At 37.3% G+C, this 13,163-nt stretch carries 10 protein-coding genes; 9 read left to right on the top strand and 1 reads right to left on the bottom strand.

Annotation, left to right across the window (positions count from 1 at the left end; genetic code table 11):
- Positions 1-28: 28 nt before the first annotated feature.
- Positions 29-2,386, bottom strand: coding sequence for a ribonucleoside-triphosphate reductase, adenosylcobalamin-dependent (gene nrdJ / locus HZI73_RS15320; RefSeq protein WP_212694254.1), 2,358 nt, complete (start codon positions 2,384-2,386; stop codon positions 29-31).
- A gap of 475 nt (positions 2,387-2,861) precedes the next feature.
- Between nrdJ and HZI73_RS15315 the strand changes: the two genes are divergently transcribed.
- From HZI73_RS15315 to HZI73_RS15275, 9 genes are all read left to right on the top strand, one after another.
- Positions 2,862-3,404, top strand: coding sequence for a GNAT family N-acetyltransferase (locus tag HZI73_RS15315; RefSeq protein ID WP_212694253.1), 543 nt, complete (start codon positions 2,862-2,864; stop codon positions 3,402-3,404).
- Positions 3,405-3,612: 208 nt separating this feature from the next.
- A complete protein-coding gene (locus tag HZI73_RS15310) occupies positions 3,613-5,088 on the top strand; it encodes an ABC transporter permease (RefSeq protein WP_212694252.1) in 1,476 nt (491 codons plus the stop codon).
- 14 nt (positions 5,089-5,102) lie between these two features.
- On the top strand, positions 5,103-5,777 hold the full coding sequence (locus HZI73_RS15305) for an ABC transporter ATP-binding protein (RefSeq protein ID WP_212694251.1): 675 nt from the start codon (positions 5,103-5,105) through the stop codon (positions 5,775-5,777).
- Positions 5,778-5,780: 3 nt separating this feature from the next.
- Positions 5,781-8,465 (top strand): PASTA domain-containing protein, encoded by a 2,685-nt coding sequence (locus HZI73_RS15300; RefSeq protein ID WP_212694250.1) that lies wholly within the window; start codon positions 5,781-5,783, stop codon positions 8,463-8,465.
- Between the two features lie 173 nt (positions 8,466-8,638).
- Positions 8,639-9,625 carry a ribose-phosphate diphosphokinase gene (locus tag HZI73_RS15295; RefSeq protein WP_212694249.1) on the top strand — a complete coding sequence of 329 codons (987 nt, stop codon included), beginning with the start codon at positions 8,639-8,641 and terminating at the stop codon, positions 9,623-9,625.
- Positions 9,626-9,752: 127 nt separating this feature from the next.
- Positions 9,753-10,778 (top strand): molybdopterin-binding protein, encoded by a 1,026-nt coding sequence (locus tag HZI73_RS15290; protein WP_212694248.1) that lies wholly within the window; start codon positions 9,753-9,755, stop codon positions 10,776-10,778.
- 33 nt (positions 10,779-10,811) lie between these two features.
- Positions 10,812-11,291 carry a cyclic pyranopterin monophosphate synthase MoaC gene (moaC, locus tag HZI73_RS15285; protein ID WP_212694247.1) on the top strand — a complete coding sequence of 160 codons (480 nt, stop codon included), beginning with the start codon at positions 10,812-10,814 and terminating at the stop codon, positions 11,289-11,291.
- Positions 11,284-12,045, top strand: a complete 762-nt coding sequence (locus HZI73_RS15280) for an ABC transporter permease (protein WP_212694246.1) — start codon at positions 11,284-11,286, stop codon at positions 12,043-12,045. Before moaC ends, HZI73_RS15280 begins: the two co-directional genes overlap by 8 nt.
- A 2-nt stretch (positions 12,046-12,047) precedes the next feature.
- Positions 12,048-13,142: an ABC transporter ATP-binding protein gene (locus HZI73_RS15275; protein ID WP_212694245.1), complete on the top strand. Its 1,095-nt coding sequence runs from the start codon at positions 12,048-12,050 to the stop codon at positions 13,140-13,142.
- Positions 13,143-13,163: the final 21 nt, after the last annotated feature.

Here is a 13,163-nt window from a genome sequence, read left to right as displayed (position 1 = left end):
GACTGCACTTGCTCACTCAGCTATATGCTTATCGTATTGGGCAAACGCCTCCTTCACAGTCAGCTGCACCAATATCAAATTCAACCTCATTTTTCTCATATTTACTAATAAGATTTGGTAAGAAAGGTCGCATATTGGCTAAACGTTTCTCATATTCTTCTTGCTCAATCGCTTCATAAGGTAATAAGTTGTAGAAATTGTCATCGAGAGAGAGGAAGGAAAGAGCAACCGTATCATCCCAATGTTTCCATACCCATTCTTCTACATCAGCCCATTCATGTTCACGTACATGAACCGTAATGGAGCAGTTGTGATCCACATAATTTTCCATAAAAAGCTTATAATTTTCTAATTGCTCAATAGCCGATACATCATATTTTGTAATGCCTTCTGGTGCTTTAACTGGGAATTCAATGACTTTCGTTGTACAAGTCTCCATATCTTGACCCACTTCTGGGAAGATAGGGTAATCCAGTTCCTCGCACACTTTAACAAGAGGGTCGTCACTGTTAATACGTACGCGACGAATGTAGTAAGGTGAGTGGGAATAATGAACACCGCTTGATACAGTAGGTAATTGACTTAATGTACCTTCCGGTTTCACCGTTGTTACCAGTAAAGGTATATTTTCTCCAATTTCATTAGCATAATCCTTAGCAGCCATTTTAGCAATGGTACGTAATTCACGTAGCAGCTTTCCTTGCTCTTTTTTGGATAGGGCTGTAGCGTTCACCAGGTCCTGCCATCCTGTAAGGGAACAGCCTAGAAGCTTGTCACGTTTTTGAATATAATTCCAACGGGGAATTTCAAGGTCTGTGCAAGTCATACGGTAACCGGCTCGAGCAGATAGCTTTTGAGCTTCAAATAAGCCATCAAAATCAAGGGTATTATCGTCTTTCACAAAGGCAAAGACATTGATGGTTGTCAGGTTGCATAGGCCTTTTGAATCAAGAAGGATTTCACCACAAGGATTGACACCATTCATATTTGGTCGACGCTTGAGTCCGGCAGATTCATTAACCCAGCCCGGTTCACCAGAATAGCGCATTTGCTCTATTTGCCAATGAAGCTGTTCTCTTGATGGTTTTTCTCGATAGTAAATGGAATTATTACTCATTTGACGGTGAATAATGTCTTCATCCACAATCCATTGACCGTCAATCTGTTTATAGAGATGACTTTTAGCTTCAATAGCTTCCTTGTCATCTGGGTCAACAAGTACGATTTCAGCGGTCCTACGAACACCACCAACAACCACATTTTCACCAACGATGTTAGCGATATCCAAACAATCAATGGGTAAGAGTTTCACATAATCTTCGTTGTTTAAAACACCCCGTTTTTTAATGATGCTGGTTATTTTAATAAACATGTTTTTAAGACTCTGATGTCCACTTGCTGTTCCTCCGAATGTCTTAAGCTTTTCACCTTTTGGTCTTACGTGATTATAATTAATGATCACGGTATTGATTTTGCGGTATTCATTGCTATATAATACTTTCAGGTAGAAGTCAAGTGCTTGAACCCATCCTTCCTTGCTATCCCCAATAATAATTTTAACCGTGTTATTATGACTGAATTCCAAGCTTGTACTATCTTCTCTAAGGTGCATAGGTGTTGGTGTATAGTCTTCATGAATAATATCAAAACTTGTGCGTATCTTAGGCAAGCGGTTAACATCATCTTTTAAAATACGGATACCCACACCGGAACCAATCATGAGCATATAAAACAAGTCTTTAAAGCTGTCAAAATCATCAATAACGGTAAAGGAGCAGTTATAATTGGACATGGGATAATTTTTTGCTACATCTGTGTTACCCACCCAGAAAGTTCTACCAGATAAAAACTGTCTTAAGTGAAAGATGTTATCGTATAGTTTTTCTGCTTCTGCTTTCGTAGTAGGGACAAGACTACAGTTATATTCAACAGCCCGTCGAACAGTTTCCCACCAATATTCACGACGTTTTTCATCGGATAACCATCTTGAATACGTACGATAATAAACGAAATTTCCTAATTGTTTCATAGGGTTGGGACGATGTTTATAGCGGCTGATAAATTCATGGGATAACAAACGGCCATCTGTGCGTTTTTTACGACGGTCTCTATTTTTATCACGCTCATAACGATAAAGGATATACCGTTTTGCAGCATCTTTTCTTGGGGATTCCATGAGCATTTCTTCAACAAGGTCTTGAATATCTTCAACAGATATCTGGTGCTCATAAGTGCGTAATGTAGCTTCCACACGTTCGCCAATGGTTTTCGCCAGGTCTGAGTCAACATCTGCTTTTGTTTCTGCCATGGATAAGCTAATGGCCGTTATAATCTTATTCACATCAAAATTGACAATTGACCCGTTTCTTTTAAGTACTTTTAACATAGTTCCATTCCTTTCACTTGAGGCACGAAAAGTGTTGTCATAAGTTCTCGTGTCTTATAGATTTTGTTTAATCCTATGTATGAGATAAATCTATGCATAAATATACGCTGATAGATTACATGGAGTACATAATCACTACTTTATAAAAAACATCTTGTGTTTAGAAATCACTATATTTGACACACTTAGTAGGTAAATTGTCCTGATGTGTGATGCATATAGTGAGTATGAACATACATGATGTAGTAGTTTGGTTCTTGAGATAACACAATATATTGTATCAGCAATTGTAATAGGTGTCAATAAAACAAGACTATAGTACCAGTTTTATTATTGGATGCTTATTTGCTATTAATAAGTATTATCCTTCAGGCATTTTTGTAGACATGTGTTTTCCAATCTGATAAACTAAATAGAAGAATCCTCTAACTAAAGGGGTGCTATCCGCGCATGTAAGACAAAGGGGGAAAAGGATATGATCTATTATACGAATGATGATATACAAATTAGAGATATCAAAGATGAGGATGTTGTTACATTATTTGCATGGTGGATTGATCAGGAAATCAATCGGTTTGATCCTCGTCCCATACCTCATAATAGCCCATCGCTTTTAAAGGAGTGTAAGACTTACTGCCGTATGTTTTCTCATGAAGTGATGAATAAGAATAAACGGTTGAACCGGTATCGGTATTTTATAATAACGAACACAGAAGATCGCCCCATTGGTTTTATTAACCTCTTTGGGTTTGATAAAGAAAAGAATCAAGCAGAAATGGGGATAGTCATAGGGGATAGAACCTATTGGCGAAAGGGCATCGCTTATAAAAGTTGTCAAATTGTTTTGGAATACTTATTCACAGAAGGCGGATTTCAGCGCATTCATATTGAAACCAGTGAAAAAAATAAGCCTGCAAGACAGTTATTTCATAAGTTGGGGTTCAAATTCTGTGAAGATTACGTAGACCATGGTTATACATGGACTGTTATGGATAAAAAGAAAGAACCTTCATCCTAACTGTACTGTAGTAAGATAATAGGAAAGAAGCTATCTGCTGAGATAGCTTCTTTTTATGACTGCATTTTATGGTTAGCGATACCTCATGTAACACATATATCAAGATATTTTTGAAAATAAATAACATAATTTCCCATAATCAACCCATAATTCCAACTAGAATTATTTGGTAAGATGAAGCTATTCTTGAAAGGGAGGTTTATCACGCATGTATTTTATTAAAAGAGCATTAAAATACATAAAAAACAAAAAAGGCAAGACGTTTTTGCTAGGAATTATCTTTTTAATCATTGCTAATTTTGTTCTAGCGGGTTTATTGGTATATGATGCTACTGTAAAAGCCCAAGAGCAAACACGTATCAGCATAGGCGCTAATGTGAGCTATCAGTTAGCCATTGAAGGCATTCTGGAGGATAACCAAAAAGGTGCTCTGAACAAAGAGGAGTTTAACAGTTTAAGAGCCGCTTTTACAGGTGAGATTACTACATCAGAGAAGCTAACTGAAAAAGGTGCTCCCACTTACAGTAATATGATGAAGGCGATCAATTCGGAGTATGTTGCAAGCTATGATATGACCGTATCCATGGATGTGACAGCTAACGACTTAGCTCAATATTCTCAAACCAGTAACAGTAATGACAGTCATGCATTTGATATGAAGCTATTTGCTGATGTGAATCCCATGGATTTTGCAGATGAAAATGTGATGTTAATGGATGGACGTCTAGCAACAAGTGAAGAAATTATGAATGGAGATCCTGTCGTACTCATAGAAGAACAGGTTGCTTCCATTAATGATTTAAAAATAGGCGACATGATAGCAGTAGAAGCGTCAACATTAGATGATGAAGTTGTATCGCTGGAACTTCAGGTTATTGGTATCTATACGTCAGAAGAAGAAGTGGATCAAAAAATGGTTAGCCGAGGTGGCAACACCACCTTACCACAGAATCGCTTCTACGTACCTTTTAATATACTTAAAACCATTGGATTTACCCAAAATGAAATGGACCATATCTTGATACCGAATAACGTGATACGTTTAAAAGACCCCTTATTTATGGATGTTTATAAAGAAAAAATAGAAGAACAGTTACCCTTAAAATACGGAAATCTGGATGCCAATGATGCGTTATACAATAGTATTATGGGGCCCATTGAAAAATTAGGAAGCATTGCCCAAATCATGGTCATCATTATTGCAGTTGCTGGTGCTTCAATTATCGGTCTGATTACAGCCCTCACCGTTAATGAACGAAAAGAAGAAATCGGGATTATGTTAGCAGTTGGGGAGAGTAAAGTTAAGATTGTAACACAATTTGTATTAGAAGTAACCATCATTGCGCTTATGGCATTTATGTTGTCCTCTTTTACAGGTTCCATTATAGGGGATAAAGTAAGTGAAACCGTACTGGACAGTGATATGCTCAGTCCAACTCAGGAGAATGCAATGTCCATGAGGATGTTTACACCTGGTAGGAATATGGGAAAAGCCGTCATGCCTGGAAATGTAAAAAATGATGCCGTAATAGAAAAACAGGATATTCATACACAGTTAAATATAATGGTGCTGCTACAGCTTTTCGGGTTAGGCTTGCTACTATCCATCATCAGTACCATATTGCCATCACTCTATGTGATGCGGTTTAACCCTAAACAGATTTTAATCAATAGAAATTCATAGAGGAGGAGATTTAGGTGTCGATTTTAAGTTTAGAGAATATAACCTATGGATACATTGATGGTAATAGTAAACGAACCATATTAAATGAACTTAGCTATACATTTGAAAAAGGGAAATTCTATACCATTCTCGGTCCATCAGGCAGTGGTAAAACCACCCTACTAGCCATAGCAGGAGGTCTTGAAAAAACGCAACAGGGAAAAGTATGCTATGAAAACAAAGATATTAACGAAATTGGTCTAGGCAAGTATAGAAGAAATTACCTATCGTTTGTGTTTCAACAATTTAACCTTATACCATATTTAACAGCCGTTGAGAACGTAGTCAACGTCATGGAAATAACAGATAATGATGTACCAAAGCCTTATTACAAAACAGCCCTTAATTTGCTTCATCAATTTGGCATTGTTCAGACAAAAGCTGAGAGAAGCATCTTCAAGCTGTCCGGTGGAGAACAACAACGTGTAGCCATTGCAAGGGGATTGGCTACCAATGTGGCTGTCATTTTAGCAGATGAGCCAACAGGTAATCTGGATACGGGTACTGAAAGGGAGATTATTAAGATCTTTCGGTTATTGGCCACACAATACAATAAGTGTGTGATTGTTGTTACCCATTCAGACGATATAGCAAGTCTTAGTGATGTACAACTCAAGCTAGAAGGCGGCAGATTGGTTGAAAGGATGTAGCATATGGATAACAAACAAGGAAAAGATATATTCAGAGATGGATTTTCATTTGATGTAGAAGAGAATGCTAAAGACCCAAATGATGGTGATACAACACCTCAAGACGAAAATGTGAGTCCTCCTTCTATTGATGATACTCATCATCCTTCAGGTGAAAGTATGATAGATGATGTGACAGTTTCCAAAGATGATACAAAAGATGATACAAATGAAGGTATAGACTATCATACACAGGAAAATAACCTACAGTCTTTTATAGATGAAAATGAAAATGATACGTCAGGAAATAATTTCTTATCAAGTGTGAATCAACAGGCTAAAGCAAGCTTTGAAGAAGAAAAATTTTCATACCAAAAAGTGAATCCCTATAAAAAGTGGCTCATACAATGTTTAATATTAGGTAGTGCTGTCATTGCCATTTATTTTATTGTCAATCAAAAAACGGAGCTTATTGATTTTACAAACATGGCATACGATGATGTGGTTGCCTGGAGTAATGGTCAAGGTATTACGTTGGTTACAGAAGAGCAATACAGCAATACCGTTACCGAGGATCGTATCATTTCTCAAAATCGTGGGATAGGAGAAAAAATTAAGAAGGACACAACCGTTAAGGTAGTTGTATCAAAAGGATTTGACCCTTATGAAAGTCTTGAAGTGCCAGGGTTTGATTCCTCATGGACCAAGACAAGTATTGAAAAATGGATTGAACAAAACGGAATTATTAACTATACCTTTACATACGTGGAAGATGACATAGTGCCCCCTAATTATTTAATCGACTATGTATTAATTGGTGCTACAAAAGAGAGCTTTGTAAGAATTTCAGAGATAGCATTTACCATGAGCTATACGGAAACCGTAGAAAGTGTTGTGGTACCAGATTTTATGAAAGGTCAAATAACAGATGTAGATGTCTGGGCTAAAAATAACCAAGTAACCTATACCTATACATATGAAAACAGCGAAATCTATCATGATGGAGAAGTCATGAACCAAAGTGTGAAACCTGGAGAAGAGATGTCCATAGATGAAACCTTCACTTGTGTCCTATCCAGTGGTATTGAAAATGAGATGATTACCATGGAGAACTTTCTTAATCAAACGATCATGGATGTGGATATATGGGCAAAAAATAATAATATTAAATACAGCTATACCTATAAAATTCACCCGCTGTATCCAAAAGATGCCGTTTTTTATCAAAGTGTTGATGCAGGAGAAGATGTAATGGAAGGATCAAGTGTCAGCTTTATCCTTTCTAATGGCGATAATGATACCATTATCATGGAAGACTTCCACAATAAGTCCATTATCGACGTGGATATCTGGACAAAAACCAATCATATGACTTATACTACGGCTTATGCACCTAGCGACATTTATCCAAAGGATGTGGTTATGTCACAGAATGTGCAATCAGAGCAAGAAGTTTACGTAAGTGAAAGTTTGCATTTTACCCTATCAAGTGGACCAAAAGAGCCGGAAGTAGCCATGGAAAGCTTTCTAAACAAGACACTTTTAGAAGCAGATATCTGGGCAAAAAACAAGGGTATCGCCTATGAGCATACGTATGCGTATAGTACAATCTATGAAAAGGATAGGATTATCAGTCAAAGTGTTGTGCCAGAGGAATGGATGACATCCAATGACACATTGTCATTTGTGGTCTCTAAGGGGAAGGCTATTACCGTACCTGATTTTGCACATATGCGTTTAGCCGATGCCAATGACTATGAGCAGGAATCCCTTTCAATTTCCATAACTGAAGCCTATAATGAGCAGATAAAAACGGGAAAACTCATAAGCCAATCCATTACAGCTCATGAGAAAGTGGAAGAAGATACTGAAATCAATCTAATCTATTCGCTAGGGTCACGTGTTCAAGTCCCAAGTTTTGTTCATGGGACATGGGATGAGATAGAGACTTGGGTTGATGATGAAAATGAAAAAGGTGCGTCTGTTCAATTAGCCATGACGAAGCAAGCAAATACAAGCTATGAGTATGGTAAAATTATGTCCCAGAGCGTTGTCAATGACACCGTTGACTTATCTTCAGAAATCCATGTAACCATTTCTTCAGGATTAACGGTACCATCCTTTGGCGATATGACAAAGACAGCCGCTAAGAATTACTCGGAAATGAGTGACCTGAATGTAGAAGTAAGAGAAGTCTATGCACCCAATACGGATGCTGGTGATTTCTTAACCCAATCCATTGAAGTGGGAACAGCAGTTGGGAAAGGGACCAATGTTGTTGTGACCTATTCTTTAGGTGATACAATCAACATCCCCAGATTTATTGATAAGTCCATTGTGGCAATGGAAGAATGGGTGAAATCTGAAAATACAAAAGGGGCAGCTATTACCCTGAATATAACAGAAGTACACCATCCAACGTTGGATTATGGTATCATCATGGCACAGGATATCTACAACCAACCCAATGCGCCCATGGAAACTACCATTGACGTGTATGTGTCCCTGGGGTTACTCTATACGATACCTGATTTTTCAGGATATTCTCTAAGTGAAATAGAAGCCATGGCAGAAGAACAGCAGCTAAACATCGTTTTTGAAATGGTAAACGATCCATCTTATAACAGTGGTGAAGTGATTAGTCAAGAACCCATAGGTGGACAGACCGCAAGCAGTAAAGATATTGTTAAGATAAAAATAGCTAAGTAGCTTAGGACAAAAGATAGTAGCTGTATCCATCACATACAGCTTACTATCTTCTTTCATATCATGGTATATAAAATAATTTAAAATTAAGATGATAAATTATTGAACATACTGTATAATGAGGGTGTAAAATTAAACGTAACTGTTCAAGATATAACGTCAGTAGGAGGGTCTATATGAGTAATCAAAATGGCATCAAAGTATTCGCTGGAAGTTCTGGAAGAGATTTTGCTATTAGGATTTGTGACTATCTAGGATCAGAATTAGGTCAGTCTAAGGTCATTACATTTAGTGAGGGGAATACCTATGTAAAAGTGGAAGAAACCGTTCGTGATAAAGATGTTTATCTTGTACAATCCATTGGCCTTAAGCCAAATGATGAGTTTGCAGAGATTCTTTTCTGGATTGATGCTTTTAAGCGGGCTAGTGCTAATTCTGTAACCGTCATTATGCCCTATTACTCTTATGCAAAAGGGGATAAAAAAGATGAACCAAGAGTTTCCATACGTGGGAGGGTTTGCGCAGATTGTATTGAAGTAGCAGGAGCTGATCGAGTGGTTACCATGGACTTACATAGCCCCCAAATTCAGGGTTTTTTCAAGAAACCAGTAGATCACTTGTTTGCTCTACCTATATTATGTGAATACATCAAGTCTTTACAGATGGATGACTTAGTTGTTGTTGCTCCCGACTCAGGCTTCGCAAAAGAAGCTCGTAAATTTGCAAGGTACCTTAAGTTACCTGTAGCCATTGGGGACAAAGAGAGAGAAGACCATTCTGAAAATGCGAAGATCATTGAGATTGTGGGTGAAGTAAAAGGAAAAAATGCACTCATTGTAGATGATTTTAGTATATCGGGTGGGACATTAGTAGACCTTGCCATTGAACTTAAAAACAGAGGGGCCAAGAAAATAATTGCATGCTTATCCCATATCTTATTAAATGAAAAAGGTGTAGAAAAATTAGAGAACAGTCCCATTGAAATGCTTATTTCAACGGATTCAGTGAACAATCCTTATGTTGAATCTTGTGATAAAGTAAAACTTGTTTCTGTTGCACCTTTATTCGCAGAGACAATAAGGAGAATTCACAATCGGCAATCTGTCAGCCCACTTTTTAAAGAAGTGCCTATAGAAGTATTGGATAGTGGTAGTAAATATTAAGGGATGACCTATAAATTTGGTCATATTGATAAAAAAATCTAGTGTTTATAGCAAATATTTGTTAATATAGATGAAGAGTCTATATTTTAGTGCCTTGTGTTATGTTTATATAGAAATGGAGGTCCCTATGAAAACAATTAAAACCATTAATGCCGTGGGACATGTGTTATGTCATGATATAACGAAGATTGTTCGAGGAGAAGTAAAAGGAGTGGCTTTTAAAAAAGGACATGTTGTCACCAAAGAAGACATCCCTGAATTGTTAGCCATAGGAAAAGACCATCTGTTTGTATGGGAGAAAAAGGAAGGCTATCTTCATGAAAATGAAGCGGCTGAGATTTTATATAAGATATGTGCCAATGAGTATCTGACTCCCTCGGAAGTTAAAGAAGGAAAAATAACAATAATAGCTGAATGCGATGGTTTATTCAAAGTCGACGTGGAACGTTTAAATAAAATTAACGAGCTGGGTAACATCATTATTGCTTCCAGGCATACTTATTTTCCAGTGAAAAAAGGGGATAAAGTTGCAGCCACAAGGGTTATTCCTCTTGTCATAAAAGAAGATCAATTAAACGAAGCTGTGGCCATAGCCAATGGTACGCCTCTTATGGCATTAAACCCTTATAAGAAAATGAAAGTAGGCATTGTGACCACTGGTAATGAAGTCTACTATAAACGCATAAAAGATGCATTCGGTCCAGTGCTTAAGGAAAAACTAAGTCAATATGGTATAACGGATGTTGAACAAGTTATTGTGGATGATGATAAAAAAAACATCACAGACGCCATTATGTCGTTTATTGAGCAAGGTGTAGATATGGTCTTAACCACTGGTGGCATGAGTGTGGACCCTGATGATCGGACACCAGCAGCCATTAAACAGACAGGTGCAGATATCATCAGTTATGGTGCGCCTGTGTTACCAGGAGCCATGTTTTTAATGAGTTATTATAACCAGATACCGATTATTGGATTGCCAGGTTGCGTCATGTATGCAAAAACAACCATCTTTGATCTTGTCCTTCCAAGAGTACTAGCAGGTGATATGATTACGAAGCAATATCTAGTAGGATTAGGGCACGGAGGCTTATGTCTAACATGTGACACCTGTGTCTATCCTAACTGTAGTTTTGGGAAGGGCAGTATATAAGCCAGCCATGTTCTTAATGGAAGGAGAATAGCCATGACAAAAGGATTAACGCATTTTGATAATAATGGTAATGCTGTGATGGTGAATGTAAGTGATAAAGCCATTTCTCATCGAATAGCGATTGCAAGAGGGGATATTTATGTGAATGCTCAGGTCATTCATGCCATACAGAAAAAAACCGCCAAAAAAGGTGATGTGCTGACCGTAGCAAGGGTTGCAGGTATCATGGCAACGAAAAAGACCAGCAGCCTAATTCCCATGTGTCATCCTTTACTCATTACAAAATCAAGAATAGATTTCGTTGTTCACGAACAAGACGGTAAGGTGACAGCAGAGTGTGAAGTGAGGGTTGATGGTAAGACAGGGGTTGAGATGGAAGCATTAACAGGTGTTAATGTGGCTCTTCTCACGATTTATGATATGTGTAAGAGTATGGATAAAAAGATGACCATTAATCATGTTCGTCTCATAAAAAAAAGTGGTGGGAAAAGTGGCGATTTGATACATGAATAGACGAAAAGGATTACTGATTATATCCTATTTAGTAGCTGTGTGCTTGATTTTTATACCCATGTTAGCATTTGTGAAGCTTGATTTTATACGTCTTTTTAGAAACATGGAATGGGATTTTATACTATCTGCTATTGGTGTAAGTGCATGGTGCAGTTTTATAGCTCTCATTATCATTTTTATACTAGGCTTACCAACAGCTTATGTGATGGCAAGATATACGTTTCCATTTAAACGCTATATGGATATGCTCATCAGTATTCCCCTTGTTTTGCCGCCTGCTGTAACGGGTCTTATGCTATTGATGACTTTTGGTAGAAATGGTGTTATAGGCCGTTTGCTTGCATCAATAGGGATTAATATGACTTTCTCAAAAACAGCTGTTATCATGATCTACATCTTTGTAGGCTTACCCATATTTATTAATACGGTTTCAGAAGGGTTTTTGAAGGTGGATAAAGGGCTTGAAGTAACAGCCTTAACCTTAGGGGATTCACCTTTGAAAGTTTTTTATAAAATTACCTATCCTTTAGCAAAGGGGAGCATAGGTACAGGACTTATCATGGCATGGGCTCGTGGTATTGGTGAATTTGGAGCCACTATTATGTTTGCTGGTAATATAAAAGGTGTCACCCAAACATTACCTCTAGCCATTTACACGGCTATGGAATCCGATATTCAAGTAGCCTTATTTTTATCCCTTATGATGATTCTTCTATCATTGTTCATTATTATAATAACCCGAAAAAGGCGATAAACATGTATACATTTCAGTTAAAAAAAACTTATCAAGCATTTGCACTCCATGTATCTTTTTCTGTTGCAGATGATGAAACACTGGTCATTCTAGGTCCGTCAGGCTGTGGAAAGTCTACCTTATTGAATGTAATTACCGGTGTTGTTCATCTGGACGAAGGGTCTGTAAAACAAGATAATACCTTACTTGTGGATACCAAAACCAATACCCATGTACCTATACATCAGAGAAACATTGGCTATATCCAGCAAAAAAGTAATCTATTTCCTCATTTAACCATTTTTGAGAATCTTATTTACGGTGTAAAAAATAGAAAAAGCAGGGCTTATAGGGATGAATTAGAAAGACTTTTAACCATATTCCAATTAAATGAGGATGTAGATAAAAGACCCGGAGAACTTTCAGGAGGGCAGCAACAAAGGGTTTCAATTATTCGAGCGCTTATGTCCAGACCAAGTTTATTGCTATTTGACGAACCTTTTAGCGCCCTTGATAATCCGCTTCGGATAGCCTTAAGAGAACAACTCATAAAAATAAAACAAGACCTAAAGGTACCCATTATTTTTGTTACCCATGACTTAGAAGAAGGATATGATATAGGTGATCGGGTTATCATTATGAATGAGGGACATATTGTGGAAGAAGGAACCACAAGCCAGATATTTAACACCCCAAAGCAAATAAAGACAGCTCAATTCTTAGGTATGAAAAATATATGGGATGGTCGTGTCATAGACTATATAGATGGTGTATCCTGTGTGGATATCCATGGTATACAATTGCATGTTAATCAAGAAATTGACGTGGGTAAAGAAATAAAGCTAGGCATTAAGTCAATGGATGTGTTGTATGTTAAAAAACATCGAATCGAATCCGATCAACGGCTGAACCTTTTTCATGGTAAAATAATGGACATAAAAAGAACCTATAATGGGTTTCTTCTAGCTATCAAAGTAAATGATTTATCCGACCATGTTTTTATGAATTTACCGGATTACGTGGTGCGTACCCATGGGATTTATTTACACGATAGGATTACTGTCTGCATTAACCAGGAGAAAATAATTGTCTTTGAAGATAGAAATGAGACCTTATAATGCATACAATGGCTCTTAATT

It is taken from the genome of Vallitalea pronyensis, assembly GCF_018141445.1.
In the GTDB taxonomy this organism is placed as follows: Bacteria; Bacillota; Clostridia; order Lachnospirales; family Vallitaleaceae; genus Vallitalea; species Vallitalea pronyensis.
This window is presented reverse-complemented; position numbering and strand designations above follow the sequence as displayed.

What these genes read in the sequence shown, in the direction of transcription:
- nrdJ (WP_212694254.1), bottom strand. Translation starts at nt 2,386, where the DNA reads ATGTTAAAAGTACTTAAAAGAAACGGGTCAATTGTCAATTTTGATGTG.
- HZI73_RS15315 (WP_212694253.1), top strand. Translation starts at nt 2,862, where the DNA reads ATGATCTATTATACGAATGATGATATACAAATTAGAGATATCAAAGAT.
- HZI73_RS15310 (WP_212694252.1), top strand. Translation starts at nt 3,613, where the DNA reads ATGTATTTTATTAAAAGAGCATTAAAATACATAAAAAACAAAAAAGGC.
- HZI73_RS15300 (WP_212694250.1), top strand. Translation starts at nt 5,781, where the DNA reads ATGGATAACAAACAAGGAAAAGATATATTCAGAGATGGATTTTCATTT.
- HZI73_RS15295 (WP_212694249.1), top strand. Translation starts at nt 8,639, where the DNA reads ATGAGTAATCAAAATGGCATCAAAGTATTCGCTGGAAGTTCTGGAAGA.
- HZI73_RS15290 (WP_212694248.1), top strand. Translation starts at nt 9,753, where the DNA reads ATGAAAACAATTAAAACCATTAATGCCGTGGGACATGTGTTATGTCAT.
- moaC (WP_212694247.1), top strand. Translation starts at nt 10,812, where the DNA reads ATGACAAAAGGATTAACGCATTTTGATAATAATGGTAATGCTGTGATG.
- HZI73_RS15280 (WP_212694246.1), top strand. Translation starts at nt 11,284, where the DNA reads ATGAATAGACGAAAAGGATTACTGATTATATCCTATTTAGTAGCTGTG.
- HZI73_RS15275 (WP_212694245.1), top strand. Translation starts at nt 12,048, where the DNA reads ATGTATACATTTCAGTTAAAAAAAACTTATCAAGCATTTGCACTCCAT.